The organism is Sediminibacterium sp. (assembly GCF_030695065.1).
Lineage (GTDB): Bacteria > Bacteroidota > Bacteroidia > Chitinophagales > Chitinophagaceae > Sediminibacterium.
On the sequence record NZ_JAUYTR010000007.1, the window covers coordinates 77,780 to 94,752 of the forward strand.

The following is a 16,973-nucleotide window of genomic DNA, read 5'->3' on the forward strand; positions in this document are numbered from 1 at the left end:
AAGCCCTTGGTTGCCTTGCTGCTATTGGCTAGGGTTAAATAAATCTATATTTGTTGCGCATGAAGAGAACTTTCCCCATCATTGTCATACTGATTTCACTTTCGCTGCTAGGACTTTTCCTATTGCAGGCTTCTTGGTTTGATAACCTTATGGAAGTAACCAAATCTCAGTTGAGTGAAAAAATTAATGCTGGGGGGGTAAGCGTAGCCAATGATATTGGCAAATCCACTCGTTCTTCCCAACCACTTAGATTAAATAGAAGGGGGGGATTATTGCTGGGCTCCGAGTTGCAAATCAAATTATTTCGCCAGCCCACCGTAGAGGAAAGGTTTACGATGGAGGAAGTGCGGGAAAAAATTGAAAAAGAATTTGAGCGGGTACAATTAGGTAAACTAAAATTTGAGTTTGCTATTTCTGATGTGGAAGGCAACTATGAATTTTATTCTCCGGGTTATGAACAAGAGTTTTGGGATACCATCAACAACAAACGAAACTACTACGCCATTTTACGCGATACAGATAACCTCGCTTTTACTGAAACCAACGAAGTCCTTATTATTATTGTTCCTGATGTTGAAAATCAAGTATGGGCTTCACTTCGCTGGATTTTAGTGGGGGCCATCACTTTCATGTTGATTATTATTGCTGCGTTTTACGTAACGGTTAAAACTTTGTTGAACCAGAAAAAACTGTCTCAAATCAAAAGTGATTTCATCAACAATATGACGCATGAATTCAAAACCCCTTTGGCTACTATTTCTTTAGCGGTAGATGCGTTGCGTACGCCTAAAGTTCAGGCCAATCCAGAGAAAGGTGCTTACTTCACTAATATTATTAAAGAAGAAAATATCCGCATGAATAAACATGTGGAAACCATTTTGCAAGCGGCTTTCTTAGAGAAGCAAGAACTCAATTTAAATTTATCTAAAATTGATGTGCACGAAATGATTCAAGAAGTGGCCAGTACTTTTGCATTACAATTGAACGATAAAAATGGTAAGATTGATTTCTTATTGAATGCAAGTAACGATTTGATCAGTGGGGATGATGCACATTTTAGAAATATGATTTCTAATTTAATAGACAATGCCATTAAATATTCTCAAGACCCTGTGCACATTAAGATTTCTACTCATAGCACCAAGAATCATTTAGTGATTCGCATTGAAGACAATGGTATTGGTATGAGTAAAGAATCTGTTAAGCGCGTGTTCGAAAAATTCTATCGCGCTCATACCGGTAATTTACACAATGTAAAAGGTTTTGGATTGGGCATGAGTTATGTTAAAACCGTGATTGATGCGCACAAGGGAAAAATAAAAGTAGACAGCGTTGTTGGCAAGGGTACTTCATTTACTGTTGAAGTGCCGCTAATGCATGACTAGATTGTTAATGCTAATTTTCGACCGATTCGGGTTTTGCAACCCAAAGTATTGATCCGTCGCCATACGATAAAAAACGATACTCATTTGCCAATGCATATTGGTATATTTTTTTCCAATTTTCTCCTACAATGGCTGATACCAATAACAATAGCGTACTCTGTGGCTGATGAAAATTCGTGATCAATGCACGAATGATTTTAAAGGAATAGCCTGGTGCAATAATGATTTGCGTTTTCGTAATTATTCTGCTTGCATTATTTTTTTGCATCCATTGTAATAAAGATTGTAGCGACTCTGTAGCAGTATATTCTTTCGGTATATTTTCCGCCGTCTCATATGGTTCCCACTGAGTTACATGTAAATTGTCTGCTGCAATATGCGGATTCCGAATCGTCTTAACGCCAATCCAGTAAAGGCTTTCCAGCGTTCGTAGCGAAGTTGTTCCCACCGCAATAATTCCTTTTTCTACATGCGCTAATAATTGCTCAATAGTCTCAAGGGTTACATCAATAAATTCCGCATGCATTTCATGATCTTTCATCTGTTCTGCTTTCACTGGCTTAAAAGTGCCTGCTCCTACATGCAGTGTAACATATGCTTTGATTATATTTTTTTCGGACAATTTTGAAAACACGCTTTCAGTAAAATGCAAGCCTGCTGTTGGTGCTGCTACCGATCCATCGTGCTTTGCATAAATGGTTTGGTATCTTTCTTTGTCGGCTTCTTCTGTGGCTCTATTTAAGTAGGGGGGAAGGGGAATGTCTCCTGCCAGATGCAAGACCTCTGCAAAGCTTAGCCCTGCTGGCTCCCAGCGGAATTCAATTAAAAAACAATCGGGCAAAGACTCCACTTTGGTTGCCTCAATTCTCAGGCCCGCGCCACCAGCCGCCGCGCTGACGTCCGCATCCGCGCCGCCCGCCGCGCCAACGCCCGAAGGCGCTGCCACACTCAGCTGCACCGATCCCTCCTTCCATTTCTTTGCACCACCAACCAGGCATTTCCATTGCACCGATCCCTTCTGCAACATGGCAGTGGTAATATCTTCATACTGATCGGCTGGCTCCAAGCAAAACAATTCTATTAATCCGCCCGTTGGCTTTTGAAATAGCAATCGAGCTTCCACCACTTTGGTATTATTGAAAACCAACAAACTTCCAGCGGGCAGTTCATCGGCAATATTCGCGTAGGTATTTTCCCGAATTGGGGCGAAATCTTGGGCAGACGGCGCCGAATCCTGCCCGGCTCGCCAAATCAGCAATTTGCTCTGGTCTCGCTGTTCCAGGGGGTAACGGGCTATTTTATGGTCGGGAAGCTCATAAGTAAAATCGGAAATATGCAGTAATGACGGGTGTTTCATGGGTTTTCTTTAGTAATTCACGGCTTATCCACAGCTATTCACAGGTTATACAGTACCATAAGCGCCAAATTGTCTGAAACGCAAGATAGGAAAGCATTACAGCTCCACAAATCTTGTGGATAAATACAACACCCCCATTTTTGGGATAAAAGTGGGAAAAAGTGTTATTTTGTGTCAACAAGTGGTAATCTTGGAAATATTTATTCACTTATGATCGGATTTCACGGAGAATATGAAGCAACGGTAGATGCCAAAGGGCGCTTCCTTCTTCCAGGCGGACTGAGAAAACAGTTGCCTGAAGGAGAGAGTCGCTTTATTCTGGGCCGTGGCTTCGAAAAATGTCTCACGCTGTATCCAATGAAAAGTTGGGAATTAATTATTGCCAAGATTAGTCAGTTAAATGATTTTGATCCAAAAGTACGTCAATTCAGACGTCAGTTTTTAGGTGGTGCTACCGAAATAGAATTAGATGCGGCGGGTAGAATGTTATTACCTGCTTCTTTAAAAGAATTCGCTGGCCTTTCTAAAGACATTGTACTTGCTGCCGCGATGGACCGTTTTGAAATTTGGGATGCAGCCAAGTACAAACAGCTCTTTGAGGATTTCTCTTCGGAGGCTTTTAGTAGCCTTGCGCAAGAAGTAATGCAGGAAGCAGATAAAAAACAAGATAAATAACCAGCATGGAAAACTTACCTGCTAGCGATTATCATGTTCCTGTTCTGTTCCATGAAACCATTGATGCATTATCTATTAAACCCGACGGGGTTTATGTAGACTGTACTTTTGGTGGTGGTGGTCATAGCAAAGGCATTCTAGATAAATTAGGCCCTAACGGTAAGTTGGTGGCTTTTGATCAGGATGCAGACGCACAACAGAATATTCAGAACGAACCAAGGCTTTTATTTGTTCCGCAAAACTTTAGACACTTGCATCGCTTTCTTCGTTTGCATGGAATTATGCAAGTGGATGGAGTATTGGCCGACTTAGGTGTGAGCTCTCATCAATTTAATGAAGGCGAGCGTGGCTTCTCCATCAGATTTGAAGGTCCGATGGATATGCGCATGGACAGAAGGCAGGGTGTTACTGCGGCTGATATTATTAAAAATTTCAGCGAACTGCAGTTGCATAAAATGTTTGAACAATACGGTGAAGTAACCAATGCAAAAACTTTGGCTGCACATATTGTTCAACAAAGAACGCGCTTGCCTTATGCTACGATTGATCAGTTTAAAGCAATGATCAGCTCCGTTGTAAAGGGAAATCCAAATAAATATTTAGCACAGGTTTTTCAGGCATTGAGAATGGAAGTGAACGATGAAATGGGTGCCCTGAAAGAAATGTTGCAGCAATTGCCCGTGGTGTTAAAACCCGGTGGCATAGCGGCTATCATCACTTTTCATTCTATTGAAGATAGAATGGTAAAGAACTTTTTTAAACAAGGAAGTTTTGATGAAGTAATAGACAATCCATTTGTTTCGGTAGAAAAAGTGGAAGTGTTTAAACTAGTGAATAAGAAGCCTATCACGGCTGGTGAAGTTGAATTGAAAAGGAATACAAGAAGTAGGAGCGCAAAGCTACGTGTAGCAGCGCGCGTTTAATATATATACCGTGCCCGAAAACAAAACAAATCCCAAGAACCCTTTAAGGGGGTTGCTCAACTATGAGTGGATTGTGAAGAATATTGGTTTCTTCCTTTTCCTTTCTGTTTTAGCAGTATTGTATATAGCCAACGGTCATATGGCCGATAAAACCATACGCCGTATTAACGCCATCAACAACGAATTAAAAGAGTTGCAGTTTAAATACAAAACACTCAAAAGTGAGTTGATGTATAAAACAGAAGAATCACAAATTGTTCAGTTGGTTGCACCAATGGGTTTAAAAATAAGTAAAGACATGCCTGAGCGCATTAAACAATAATGGAAGTAAAACGCGACATATTATGGAGAGTCTACCTCAGTTATATACTGATGGTGATTGCTTGCGTAGCCATTTTTGGTAAGGCGGTTTACATTCAACAAGTGGAAGGTGCCAAGTGGAGAAGCATGAGTGATAGCTTACACCAACGCATTGATGAAATTGAAGCTGAGCGTGGTACTATCTATAGCGAAGACGGTCAAATGTTGAGTACCTCCATTCCTCAGTTCGATATTTTTATTGATTTTAGGGTGGCTGGTTTAAGAGAAAAAAATGGTTTGCGTTTTAGAGAAAATATAGATTCATTAAGTTTTCATTTAGCGCAATTATTTAAAGACATGAGTCCCGTTGAATACAAGCGCGTATTGCAACAGGCTTATAAAGCACAGGACGGTTACTTTCCGCTCAAGAAAAAAATCAGCTTTACCCAATACGATTCTTTACGCAATTTTCCTTTATTCAAATTGGGTCGTTACAAAAGCGGCATGATTGCCAATGAAAGAACCATTCGCCTGAATCCCTATCAGATGCTGGCTTTCAGAACAATTGGCTTAGCGCGTGATTCTAATAAAGTGGGTTTAGAAAAAACCTACGATGCAGTATTAAAAGGGCGTAATGGTAAGCAAACAGTTCGTTCTATTGCCGGTGGGATTGGAGTGCCCGTGGATGATACTTACCTCATTGAGCCAGAAACCGGAAAAGATATTGTGAGTACCATTGATGTTTTCATTCAAGATATTGCTGAAGCGGCACTCATGAAAATGATGGTGCAGAACGAAGCGGAAAATGGTTGTGCCATTGTTTTAGAAACCAAAACTGGAAAAGTTAAAGCAATTGCCAACCTCGGTAGAATGGCGAATGGCACTTACTGGGAAAATTTGAATTATGCCATCACCCCAAGTGAGCCTGGTTCTACATTTAAGTTGGCTACTTTAATGGCTTTATTAGAAGACAAAAAAGTAAACTTAAATCAAACCATCAATTTAGAAAATGGTGTTTGGCGTATTGCTGGTCAAACAGTGTACGATTCTGAAAGACACGCAGAAAATATTGTTACGGTTAAGCAAGCATTTGAGTTAAGTTCTAATGTAGCCATGGCTAAAATGGCGGTATCTCATTATTCAAATAATCCTCAACAATATTTAAAGCATTTGCGCAAAATGAGAATGGATACCATCACTGGTATTGATTTAGTAGGTGAGCGCAAGCCAGTGATTCATCGCCCTGGTTCTAAATTATATGGTCCTACTACAATTCCTTGGATGAGCTTTGGATACAATTTGGCCATTAGTCCTTTGCATACCGCTATGTTGTATAATGCCATTGCGAATAATGGTACCATGATGCGTCCTTATTTAGTGAGCAGTATTAAAGAAGAAGGAGTGTTATTAAAAGAAATTCCACCTGCAATTTTAGATACACAAATTTGTAGTCCTGCAACGCTAGCTATGTTGAAAGCAAGTTTAGAAGGAGTTTGTATTGCAGGCACAGCAAAATCTTTATTTGCTGGTACGCCTTATAAAGTAGCAGGTAAAACGGGAACTGCATTAGTGGCTGATGGTAATAGAGGTTATGCCAATAAAATTTACCAAAGTTCATTTGCTGGTTATTTTCCTGCAGACAACCCACAATACACTTGTGTGGTAGTGATCAAGAACAAACCATTCGCTGCTAATTTTTATGGTGCATCTGTTGCAGGTCCAGTGTTTAAAGAAATTGCAGATCGTTTGTATGGCACTTATATTAAGACCAATAAAACCTTGATTGCGGGTACCAATAAAAAAGACAGTACTTATTTTAAATACAATGGCTACAAGGCAGACCTGGCTTATTTATCGGAGAAATTGCAATTGAAAATTTCCGATTCAACTGGTAGGGCCGATGAGTGGACCAGCTTAAATAAAAATACAGCTGCTGCAGTAATGCAGAAAATGCCCGTCAATAAAAATGCCATGCCTCCTTTAAAGGGCTTGGGATTAAAAGACGCCCTGTATCTCTGCGAAGAAATGGGATTGATGGTGCAGGTGAAAGGAAGAGGTAGGGTGTTAGATCAATCTATACTTCCTGGTCAGCCCATTGCAAAAGGACAATTGATTCAAATAAACTTAAACTAGTACGCATACCATGAAAACACTTCAGCAACTACTCGTTCAACTAAAGCCACTGCAGGTTGCAGGTTCGCTTGAATTGAGTATTGGTGCTATTGAAATTGATTCAAGAAAAGTGGAACTGGGTACTGCGTTCATTGCCATTACTGGTGTGCAAACTGATGGGCATGTATTTATTCATAAAGCCATTGAACTGGGCGCAGTAGCCATTGTTTGTGAAACAATGCCTGCTGATTTAGTAGCCGGTATTACTTATGTTAAAGTAGCGAATACACAAGAAGCAGCGGCTCGTATGGCCGTTGAGTTTTATAATCATCCATCTGCGCAAGTAAAATTAGTGGGTGTAACTGGCACCAACGGAAAAACGACCATTGCTACTTTACTGTTTAAATTATTTCGTCAGCTTGGATATAAATGTGGTTTAATTAGTACGGTGCAAAATCAAATTGATGATGCCATTATTCCAGCTACGCATACTACTCCAGATGCAATCAGTTTGAATGCATTGTTGCAGCAAATGGTGAACGAAGGTTGCAGTTATGTATTCATGGAATGCAGCAGTCATGCCATTCACCAACATCGCATTACTGGATTGCAATTTGATGGCGCTTTGTTTAGCAATATCACACACGATCATTTAGACTACCATAAAACTTTTGACGAATACATTCGCGTTAAGAAAAAATTCTTTGACGATTTGCCTGCTACTGCATTTGCTATTTCTAATGCAGACGATAAGCGTGGTGAAGTAATGTTGCAAAATACTGTTGCTGCTAAATACTTGTACAGCCTTAAAACAATGGCTGCTTTCAAGGGAAAAATATTAGAAAATGCATTGACCGGCTTAGTGATGACCATTAACGACCAGGAAGTGCATTTTCGCCTAATTGGAACTTTTAATGCCTACAACTTATTGGCTGTTTACGGTGCAGCCATTTGTTTGGGTAAAGAAAGTCAAGAAGTACTTACTGCATTAAGCATGCTTACTGGTGCAGAAGGTCGCTTTGATTATATCATTAGTGCCAATCATATTATTGGTATTGTAGACTACGCGCATACCCCTGATGCATTAGAAAATGTATTGGCCACCATTAAAAAATTGCGCAAGGGATATGAGCAAATTATCACCGTAGTAGGTTGTGGTGGAGATAGAGACAAAACCAAACGTCCTATTATGGCGCAAGCTGCCTGCGATTTAAGTGATCGCGTGATTTTGACGAGTGATAATCCTAGAACAGAAGATCCTGAAGCCATTCTGCGCGATATGGAAACAGGATTGTCTAGTTCGGCTAAAAGAAAATACATCACCATCGTTGATAGAAAAGTAGCCATTGAAGAGGCGGTTAAAATTGCAAAACCCGAAGACATCATTTTGGTGGCTGGTAAGGGTCATGAAAAATACCAAGACATTAATGGAGTGAAACATCCTTTTGACGATAAACAAATTTTACAAAACGCATTTAGCATCGTTACCCCTTAAACCAATAGTATGTTATACCAATTATTTAACTGGCTAAAACAAAGCTTCGATATCCCCGGGGCAGGACTATTTCAGTTCCTGACTTTTAGGATTGCAATGGCTATTGTGTTGAGCCTGGTAATTGCAACGGTATATGGTAAGCGCATCATTTTGTTTTTACAAAAAAAGCAAATTGGCGAATCGGTTAGAGACTTAGGACTCGCCGGTCAAGAACAAAAAAAGGGAACACCTACCATGGGTGGTATCATTATCCTATTAAGCATTTTGATTCCAACATTGTTGTTTGCCAACTTAGATAAAGTATACGTGCGCTTGATGATTTTGTGTACCGTCTGGTTGGGATTAATTGGTTTTTTAGACGACTTATTTAAAATTCGAGCTAGAAAAGCTGCTCTACAAAAAGGAGAAACCTACAAGAAAAAAGACTCCGATGGTTTAGCGGGTATTTCAAAAATTATTGGTCAGATAGGTTTAGGAATCATCATTGGTACTACGCTTTACTTTAGCAATGCAGTTACCGTAGAACGCGAAATCATTGGCTCTGATAGAAAAGTATCTGTATTACAAGAAGGCGATCGCTTTGTAAAAGACTCTTCCATTATTGTTCGTCAAATGAATGGCATTGAGCGAAAGTTTGTTAAAGTAAAAACACCCATCACTACTATTCCATTTGTGAAGAACCATGAATTCAACTACAGTAAGTTGATTAGTTGGATGGGTGATGGTGCGGAGAAATATACTTGGATTGTGTATATCCTGATTGTGACGTTGATTATTACTGCCGTAAGCAATGGTGCCAACTTAACCGATGGATTAGATGGTTTGGCCGCTGGTGTGAGTGCCATTATTGGTGCGGGCTTATTGGTTTTCATTTATGTAAGTTCTAACTACGTTTTTGCCGATTACTTAAATATCATGTACATCCCTAACCTTGGTGAGCTAACCATTTTTGTGGGTGCTTTTGTTGGAGCATGTATTGGCTTCCTTTGGTACAATGCCTATCCTGCTCAGGTTTTCATGGGCGATACTGGAAGCCTTGCACTAGGTGGCATTATTGCTTCTTTGGCCATCATTGTGCGCAAAGAATGGTTGATTCCTATTTTCTGTGGCGTGTTCTTGGTAGAAAATTTAAGTGTGATGATTCAGGTGGGATATTTTAAATACACCAAGAAAAAGTATGGCGAAGGTAGAAGGGTTTTCTTAATGAGTCCCTTGCACCATCACTACCAGAAAAAAGGCTTTCACGAAAGTAAGATTGCGGTAAGGTTTTGGATTATCACCATCATGCTCGTGGTAATGAGTGTGGTATCATTAAAAATACGTTAAGCAGTGAGTAGCAATATCATCATATTAGGCGGAGGTGAAAGCGGTGTAGGCGCTGCTGTGCTGGCAAAGTACAAGGGCCATCGCGTATTCTTATCCGACGGTGGTAAGCTAAAAGAGATTTATAAAGCCGAGCTAACTGCCAATGGAATTGAATTTGAAGAAGGTGGGCATAGTGTTGAACAAATTTTAGCTGCGGATGAAGTAGTTAAAAGCCCGGGTATTTCTGAAAAAAATGAAATGGTAAAAGCCATTCGTGCCAAAGGAATTCCCGTAATCAGTGAAATAGAATTTGCTTATAGGTACAAGGGCGATAGTACTATTGTTGCCATCACAGGCAGCAATGGAAAAAGTACCACCACTGCATTGCTATACCATATTTGTAAAACTGCTGAATTGGATTGTGCCATGGTGGGCAATATTGGTTACTCTTTTGCACGCCAAGTTGCCGAAGATCCAAAGCCTTTGTACATCATTGAAGTGAGTTCCTTTCAATTGGATGATATTAAAACATTCAGACCGAATGTGAGTATTCTCTTGAATATTACCGAAGACCATTTAGACCGATACAATTACCAATTTGAGAACTATATCAATAGCAAATTCAGGATCATTGAAAACCAAACCATGGATGATTATTTCATCTATTGTTTAGACGACGAAACGATCATGCAAAAATTCCCATTACTAACTATCCATACTAACCCACTACCATTCTCTATGAAACAAGAAGTAAAAAAAGGCGGCTACATCAAGGGCGACCAGATGATGCTGCGCATCCAAGAAGAAAGAGTAAGCATGAGTATCTACGATTTTGCCCTTAAAGGGAAACACAACAATTACAACACCATGGCAGCGGGTATTGCAGCATCTACCATTGGCATTCGAAAGGAAAAAATTCGTGATGCGGTCAAGAACTTTCATAGTCTAGAACACCGCATGGAATTTATTGCGATGGTTCGTGGCGTTGAATTTATTAACGACAGTAAAGCCACCAATGTAAACAGTACCTGGTATGCTTTAGAGAGCATGAATAAACCTACTGTGCTAATCTTGGGTGGAGTAGACAAGGGGAATGACTACTCTTTAATTGCCGACTTGGTAAAAGAAAAAGTGAAAGCGATTATTTGTATGGGAACAGATAACAGCAAAATCATTGCGGCATTTAAAGACATCGTACCAATGATTTTTGAAACGGATAGTGCAAAAAAAGCGGTGAACGCAGCCTTTAGAGCCGCTACCAAAGATGATGTGGTATTGCTTAGCCCAGCATGTGCCAGCTTCGACTTATTTAAAAATTACGAAGACAGAGGAACCCAGTTTAAAGAAGCCGTTAAGGAATTATAATGTCTGAAATAAAAGATACCCTATTTTCTCAAATACCTTCGGTGGATGGTGTGCGCAAGCAACTCCTTACCCGAACCAGAGGTGATAAATATATATGGGGTATTGTAGTGGTATTGTCGTTGATTTCTATTTTAGTAGTGTACAGTGCTACTGGTTCATTGGCTTATAAAATGTACAAGGGCAATACCAATATCTATTTATTCAAGCAATTGTCTTTTACCATTTTAGGGTTAATTATTATGTACTTCTTGCATAGGGTTAACTACACGGTATTTTCTAAAGTGGCTACTTTCTTATTTTTTATTTCCATTCCTTTATTGTTGTACACATTATTTTTTGGTGCAAGAATTAATGAAGGAAGTAGATGGATTAAATTGCCCATCATTAATTTAACCATTCAAACCAGCGACTTTGCTAAGCTGGCCCTGTTTATGTACATCTCTAAGATGTTGAGTAAAAAACAGGAAGTCATTAAAGATTTTAAAAAGGGTTTTATTCCGGTAGTAATGCCTGTAGTCATTATTTGTGCGTTAATTATGCCTGCCAACTTATCGAATGCTTTACTCACAGGCGCCACTTCACTCTTGTTGATGTTTATTGGTAGAGTAAGTATGAAGCATATTTTACTTACGGTATTGATTGCAATGATTCCCGTTGCATTTATTGTATCGGTTGCGGTATTAAGCTACGACGGTAAAAAAACAGAAGATATTGCCAAGCCAATTGTGGCAGAGAAAATGAAATCGGTTGGTCGATTTGGTACTTGGGTAAAGCGGGTACAAGATTTCATGTATGCCAAAGACAGTGAAGTGCCTTATCAGGTTCAGCAAGCTAAAATTGCTATATCGAATGGGGGCATGTTAATTGGCTTAGGTCCGGGCAATAGTCAACAAAGAAATTTTTTACCCCAAGCTTACAACGACTTTATTTATTCCATCATCATAGAAGAGTATGGTCTTTTAGGTGGTGCATTTATGATATTTATTTACCTGGTGTTTTTATTTAGGTGCATCAGTATTTTCCGACGATGTCCGTATGCATTTGGTGCATTCTTGGCACTGGGATTAAGTTTTACATTGGTTATTCAAGCGGTTGCCAATATGGCCGTGAATGTAAACCTGGTTCCAGTTACCGGGGTTACGCTTCCTTTAGTAAGTATGGGGGGCTCTTCTTTCTTGTTTACTTGTGCCGCCATTGGTATTGTGTTAAGTGTGGCGCGCAACGTTGAACAAATTGAAGGTAAAGCGCCTTTAGAAACAGGCGTGAATCCTGTAGCGGCAACGAATGAAGATTTGGCTCCGGCGGCCGCCACAGCCAATCCTTTTTCCTCAACTCAAAATACTAGCACCAATGCATAATCGCTTTATCATAGCTGGTGGGGGTACGGGTGGTCATATTTTTCCCGCCATTGCCATTGCCAATGCAATAAAAAACAAAGTGCCTACTGCAGAAATTTTATTTATTGGTGCAAAGGGTAAAATGGAAATGGAAAAAGTTCCTCAGGCAGGCTATGAAATTAAAGGATTGGATATTGCTGGGTTTAATAGATCCTCTTTATTAAAAAATATTTCTTTGCCTTGGAAATTGATTAAAAGTTTTATTCAAGTAAGAACCATTTTTGCTCAGTTTAAACCCACTGCGGTAATTGGGGTTGGCGGATATTCTACTTTTCCTGTTTTGCGTTATGCGCAGAGCAAGGGCATTCCCACTTTTATTCATGAAGCCAATTCTTTTGCTGGTAAGAGCAATATTTTATTGGGTAAAAATGCAACGAAGATATTTGTTACAACGCCAGGGATGGAACGGTTTTTTCCAAATGAAAAAGTATTAGTCTCTGGAAATCCTGTTAGAGATAGCATTGAAAATAATTACCTCTCGCGCAAAGATGCGTTGGCTCATTTTAAATTGGATGAATCTAAAACCACCATTCTTGCTGTGGGTGGTAGCTTGGGTGCTGCCAGCATTAACAATGCATTGATGGAACATTTAGCCGCGTTAGAAAAAAATGATTTACAACTGATTTGGCAAACGGGTAAAACCAATGCAGCTCTTTTTCAAAAAGCTGCTGCTCCATATAAAAATGTATGGGTAGGCGAATTTATTACCCAAATGGAATATGGTTATGCTGCTGCTGATATGGTTATTAGCAGAGCAGGGGCTATGGCGGTTACTGAGTTATGTGTATTAGGTAAAGTGGCTATTTTGGTTCCTTTTCCTTTTGCAGCCGAAGATCACCAAACGGCTAACGCCATGCAATTAGTAAACAATGGGGCTGCCATATTAGTGAAAGACGCTGATGCAAAAAATCAATTGGTTCAAACCGTTATTGATTTATCTGCTAACCCTATGGAACAAGAAAATATGAAGGGACAAATTAGAAAAATGGCTTTGCGTAATGCAGCTGATTTTGTGGCCAATCAAATTTTAGCATCTTTATCATGAGCAAGTTAACTACCATCAATAATATTTATTTCATTGGCGTAGGCGGTATAGGTATGAGTGCCATTGCACGATATTTTTTATCGAAGGGTGCTATTGTGAGCGGTTACGATAAAACTCCTACGGTTCTTACCAATCAATTAGAGAAGGAAGGCATTCTGATTCACTATACCGATGATATTAGTTTAGCACCTCAGCAACCGGATGTTATTGTTTATACTCCTGCAATTCCAAAAGATCACCAAGAGCTGAATCACTTTATTAATAATGGTTTCACGGTAATGAAGCGCAGCGATATTTTGCAGTGGATTACCGAAAATGCGTTTAATATTTGTATTGCTGGCACCCACGGTAAAACCACTGTTACTTCTATGGTGGCGCATTTGTTGCGTCACTCTGGTTATGGTTGCAATGCTTTCTTGGGGGGCATTTCTGCTAACTATCATACCAATTTTTGGAGCCATGAGCGCAATGTGGTGGTAGTTGAAGCGGATGAATACGATAGAAGTTTTTTAAAGCTCTCTCCCAATATTGAAGTCATCACTTCTATGGATCCCGACCATTTAGATATTTATGGTACGGCCGAAGAAGTTGAAAAAGCGTTTGTTCAATTTTCGCAAAAATTAAAACCGGGTGGAACCATTGTTGCCAAGTATGGGTTGAGCAGAGCCGCCGAATTACGTGCAGATCACTTGTTTACTTATGATCACCAAAATGAGGCGGCGGATATTCATGTGAAATTGCTTCAAGTAATTGAAGGGTCTTATCATTTTACTGTTCAAGGTAAAAACTGGTCTATTCCCAACTTGGTTTTGCATATGGGTGGCTTGCACAATATTGACAATATGATTGCAGCTATTACTGTAGCAAAGCAATTGGGTATTGATGATGATAAAATTGTTGCTGCTGTTGCCGATTACAAAGGGGTTCGCAGAAGATTTGAATATGCGTTGAAAACAACGGAGCATGTTTTAATAGACGATTACGCGCACCACCCCGATGAATTGAAAGCATTGCTATCTGGGGTAAGAAGTATTTTTCCTGATCGAAAACTAACCCTTGTATTTCAACCACATTTGTTTAGTAGAACCAAAGACCAAGCTGCTGGTTTTTCTGCTACCCTTGATTTAGCGGATGAAGTAATTCTATTGCCCATTTATCCTGCAAGAGAATTGCCTATGGAAGGGGTGAACAGTGAAATGTTATTGAACAATATGAAATTGGCCAGTAAGCAGGTATTGAGTAAAACCGAATTATTAGACTGGGTTAAAGCCAATAAACCTTCCTTACTAGTAATGGCTGGTGCAGGAGATATTGATACGCTGGTGAATCCTGCAAAAGAATTATTAATGAATCATCCCCTTTTATAATTGGTAATGAAAAAGCTGAACTGGAAAAAAATAATGATCAATACTGCTTGGGTGCTGAGCCTGGTAGGGGTATTGGTATTATTGGGTGCTTCCATCCGCCAAAAAAGCAATAAAAAAATTAAAGGGGTAGTAGTTGAAATAAAAGGTGCCGAAAAACATATGTTCATAGATGAACAAGATGTTTTACAAATCGTAAATGATCCTGCACCTGTTACCGGTAGACCTATGCGAGGTGTTCAACTTCGTAAGCTAGAAGAACTGGTGAAGAAAAACCCTTGGGTTAATAATGCCGAAATGTTTTTTGATAATCAATATCAATTACAAGTAAGCATTTTAGAAAGAGAGCCCATCGCTAGAATTTTTGAAACCAATGGCCAATCTTATTTTATAGATACGGCTATGAACAGAATGCCTTTAAGTACCAAATTAACCGCTAGAATACCTGTATTTACTGGGTTTCCTAGTACTAAAAAAATAGATACTGCCTTAATTAAGTCGGTTATTCGTTTGTCTTCTTTAATAAATGCAGATTCTTTTTTAACTGCTCAAATTGCACAGATAGACATTGTTCAACAGCAACATTTTGAAATGATTCCAGTAATTGGAGACCACTTAATTGTTTTTGGTGATGCTACTGATGCCGCAGATAAACTAAACCGATTGAAAGCATTTTATGAATCTGCTTGGTTGCAGCATGGAATGAATACGTATAAAATTATCAGCTTAGAATATAAAGGTCAGGTGGTAGGGGTAAAAAATCTGATAAAAATTGTACCCCCTGAAAACAATATTCCAATTCAAATTCCGTTAACAAGTAAAAGAAATACTCTATGAATCACAATGACGCACCTATCATTGTTGGACTCGACATTGGTACCACCAAGATTGCCGCAATTGCTGGCCGTAAAAACGAATATGGTAAACTAGAAATTCTTGGATTTGGACGCGCCAACAGCAATGGTGTTTCTCATGGTCAGGTTCTGAACATAGACCAAACTATTAAAGCCATTCAGGCTGCCTTAGAAAATTGTGCGCTTAGCAACCCCGATTTAGAAATTAATGAAGTGTATGTAGGTATTGCCGGTCACCATATCAAGAGCTTACAAACTCGTGGTGATATTGTACGTCAGGATGCCGATATAGAAATCAGCAGAGCCGAAGTTGAACAGTTGGTGAATAACCAACGCAAAACTTTTATTCCTGCTGGTGATCAAATTATTGATGTGATTGCGCAAGACTTTCATGTAGACAGCAATCAAAATATTAAAGATCCTATTGGATACAATGGTGTAAAAGTTGGTGCAAACTTTCATATCATTACCGGTGATAGAAATGCCATTCGCAATATCAATCGTGCAGTTACCAGAAGTGGTTTGCAAACCAAAGACCTTGTATTACAACCTTTGGCTTCTGCAAGTGCTGTTATGAGTGAGATTGATATGGAAGCGGGTGTTGCTATTTTAGATATTGGTGGTGGTACTTCAGACTTAGCAGTTTTTTATGAAGGAATTTTAAAGCATACTGCTGTAATTCCTTTCGGTGGCGAAAATATCACCAACGATATTCGTTTAGGATTGGGTGTATTAAAAACCCAGGCCGAAGCAATGAAAGTACAGTTTGGTTCTGCTTTAGCAGACGAAGCCAAAGCCAATGCATACATTACTATCCCTGGTTTAAAGGGAATGCCTGCTAAGGAAATCAGTGTGAAAAGTTTAGCACAGATTATTCAAGCAAGAATGGGCGAAATACTTGATTTTGTTACTTATCACTTAAAGCAAGTGGGTTTAGATCATCGCGCTTTAAATGGTGGTATCATTTTAACAGGTGGTGGATCTCAATTAAAACACTTAATTCAATTAACTGAATATACCACAGGATTAAATGCTCGTATTGGTTTGCCAAACGAACACTTAGCTGCCAATCATATTGATGAATTAAAGAAACCAATGTATGCAACATGTATTGGTTTAATCTTAAAAGGATACAACGATTACGATCATCAATACAAAGAGTTCACTGAGAAGTTTGTAAAGATGGAAGTGCCTTCTGCTTTAAAGAAGAACCCAGTTGCCCCAACTGAAGTGCCTACAGCAGCAGCACCTGTGATGCCAACGGTACCAGTTGAAAAAGCTACTGTTGACGTTACTCCTAGAATTAAATTCTGGGACAAATTCAAGAACAACTTAATTGAATTGTTTAAAGAAGAAGAAGACCAAGTAATTAGATAAAAACCCTAACCCTACCACT

The 16,973-nt window shown here is 39.3% G+C and carries 14 protein-coding genes; 13 read left to right on the plus strand and 1 reads right to left on the minus strand.

The window, feature by feature from the left end:
* The first annotated feature begins 59 nt into the window (after positions 1 to 59).
* On the plus strand, positions 60 to 1,385 hold the full coding sequence (locus Q8S25_RS01645) for a sensor histidine kinase KdpD (RefSeq protein ID WP_305534241.1): 1,326 nt from the start codon (positions 60 to 62) through the stop codon (positions 1,383 to 1,385).
* A 10-nt stretch (positions 1,386 to 1,395) separates the two neighbouring features.
* Here the strand turns inward: Q8S25_RS01645 and Q8S25_RS01650 are convergent, their stop codons facing one another.
* Positions 1,396 to 2,742, minus strand: a complete 1,347-nt coding sequence (locus tag Q8S25_RS01650; protein ID WP_305534243.1) for an S-adenosylmethionine:tRNA ribosyltransferase-isomerase — start codon at positions 2,740 to 2,742, stop codon at positions 1,396 to 1,398.
* Between the two features lie 171 nt (positions 2,743 to 2,913).
* Between Q8S25_RS01650 and mraZ the strand changes: the two genes are divergently transcribed.
* The 12 genes from mraZ to ftsA are packed head-to-tail and all read left to right on the plus strand — an operon-like array spanning position 2,914 to position 16,954.
* A complete protein-coding gene (gene mraZ, locus Q8S25_RS01655; protein WP_295186642.1) occupies positions 2,914 to 3,417 on the plus strand; it encodes a division/cell wall cluster transcriptional repressor MraZ in 504 nt (167 codons plus the stop codon).
* A 5-nt stretch (positions 3,418 to 3,422) separates the two neighbouring features.
* Positions 3,423 to 4,340: a 16S rRNA (cytosine(1402)-N(4))-methyltransferase RsmH gene (rsmH, locus tag Q8S25_RS01660; protein WP_305534246.1), complete on the plus strand. Its 918-nt coding sequence runs from the start codon at positions 3,423 to 3,425 to the stop codon at positions 4,338 to 4,340.
* Between the two features lie 10 nt (positions 4,341 to 4,350).
* On the plus strand, positions 4,351 to 4,662 hold the full coding sequence (locus Q8S25_RS01665; RefSeq protein WP_305534248.1) for an FtsL-like putative cell division protein: 312 nt from the start codon (positions 4,351 to 4,353) through the stop codon (positions 4,660 to 4,662).
* Complete coding sequence (locus Q8S25_RS01670) at positions 4,662 to 6,773, plus strand: penicillin-binding protein (RefSeq protein ID WP_305534250.1); 2,112 nt, start codon at positions 4,662 to 4,664, stop codon at positions 6,771 to 6,773. Before Q8S25_RS01665 ends, Q8S25_RS01670 begins: the two co-directional genes overlap by 1 nt.
* Before the next feature lie 10 nt (positions 6,774 to 6,783).
* Entirely contained in the window at positions 6,784 to 8,247 is a 1,464-nt protein-coding gene (locus tag Q8S25_RS01675) for a UDP-N-acetylmuramoyl-L-alanyl-D-glutamate--2,6-diaminopimelate ligase (RefSeq protein WP_305534252.1), read from the plus strand.
* A gap of 9 nt (positions 8,248 to 8,256) precedes the next feature.
* Positions 8,257 to 9,573, plus strand: coding sequence for a phospho-N-acetylmuramoyl-pentapeptide-transferase (gene mraY, locus Q8S25_RS01680; RefSeq protein WP_305534254.1), 1,317 nt, complete (start codon positions 8,257 to 8,259; stop codon positions 9,571 to 9,573).
* Positions 9,574 to 9,576: 3 nt separating this feature from the next.
* Positions 9,577 to 10,917 (plus strand): UDP-N-acetylmuramoyl-L-alanine--D-glutamate ligase, encoded by a 1,341-nt coding sequence (gene murD / locus Q8S25_RS01685; protein WP_305534256.1) that lies wholly within the window; start codon positions 9,577 to 9,579, stop codon positions 10,915 to 10,917.
* Entirely contained in the window at positions 10,917 to 12,275 is a 1,359-nt protein-coding gene (locus Q8S25_RS01690; protein ID WP_305534258.1) for an FtsW/RodA/SpoVE family cell cycle protein, read from the plus strand. The genes murD and Q8S25_RS01690 overlap by 1 nt, the downstream gene beginning before the upstream one ends.
* Entirely contained in the window at positions 12,268 to 13,359 is a 1,092-nt protein-coding gene (murG, locus tag Q8S25_RS01695) for an undecaprenyldiphospho-muramoylpentapeptide beta-N-acetylglucosaminyltransferase (protein ID WP_305534260.1), read from the plus strand. Before Q8S25_RS01690 ends, murG begins: the two co-directional genes overlap by 8 nt.
* On the plus strand, positions 13,356 to 14,726 hold the full coding sequence (gene murC / locus Q8S25_RS01700) for a UDP-N-acetylmuramate--L-alanine ligase (RefSeq protein ID WP_305534262.1): 1,371 nt from the start codon (positions 13,356 to 13,358) through the stop codon (positions 14,724 to 14,726). Before murG ends, murC begins: the two co-directional genes overlap by 4 nt.
* Positions 14,727 to 14,732: 6 nt before the next feature.
* Positions 14,733 to 15,560 (plus strand): cell division protein FtsQ/DivIB, encoded by an 828-nt coding sequence (locus Q8S25_RS01705; RefSeq protein ID WP_305534263.1) that lies wholly within the window; start codon positions 14,733 to 14,735, stop codon positions 15,558 to 15,560.
* Positions 15,557 to 16,954 (plus strand): cell division protein FtsA, encoded by a 1,398-nt coding sequence (ftsA, locus tag Q8S25_RS01710; protein ID WP_305534264.1) that lies wholly within the window; start codon positions 15,557 to 15,559, stop codon positions 16,952 to 16,954. The genes Q8S25_RS01705 and ftsA overlap by 4 nt, the downstream gene beginning before the upstream one ends.
* Positions 16,955 to 16,973 lie beyond the last annotated feature (19 nt).

What these genes read in the sequence shown, in the direction of transcription:
- Q8S25_RS01675 (WP_305534252.1), top strand. Translation starts at nt 6,784, where the DNA reads ATGAAAACACTTCAGCAACTACTCGTTCAACTAAAGCCACTGCAGGTT.
- Q8S25_RS01650 (WP_305534243.1), bottom strand. Translation starts at nt 2,742, where the DNA reads ATGAAACACCCGTCATTACTGCATATTTCCGATTTTACTTATGAGCTT.
- Q8S25_RS01670 (WP_305534250.1), top strand. Translation starts at nt 4,662, where the DNA reads ATGGAAGTAAAACGCGACATATTATGGAGAGTCTACCTCAGTTATATA.
- rsmH (WP_305534246.1), top strand. Translation starts at nt 3,423, where the DNA reads ATGGAAAACTTACCTGCTAGCGATTATCATGTTCCTGTTCTGTTCCAT.
- murG (WP_305534260.1), top strand. Translation starts at nt 12,268, where the DNA reads ATGCATAATCGCTTTATCATAGCTGGTGGGGGTACGGGTGGTCATATT.
- murC (WP_305534262.1), top strand. Translation starts at nt 13,356, where the DNA reads ATGAGCAAGTTAACTACCATCAATAATATTTATTTCATTGGCGTAGGC.
- Q8S25_RS01690 (WP_305534258.1), top strand. Translation starts at nt 10,917, where the DNA reads ATGTCTGAAATAAAAGATACCCTATTTTCTCAAATACCTTCGGTGGAT.
- ftsA (WP_305534264.1), top strand. Translation starts at nt 15,557, where the DNA reads ATGAATCACAATGACGCACCTATCATTGTTGGACTCGACATTGGTACC.
- Q8S25_RS01645 (WP_305534241.1), top strand. Translation starts at nt 60, where the DNA reads ATGAAGAGAACTTTCCCCATCATTGTCATACTGATTTCACTTTCGCTG.
- Q8S25_RS01705 (WP_305534263.1), top strand. Translation starts at nt 14,733, where the DNA reads ATGAAAAAGCTGAACTGGAAAAAAATAATGATCAATACTGCTTGGGTG.
- mraY (WP_305534254.1), top strand. Translation starts at nt 8,257, where the DNA reads ATGTTATACCAATTATTTAACTGGCTAAAACAAAGCTTCGATATCCCC.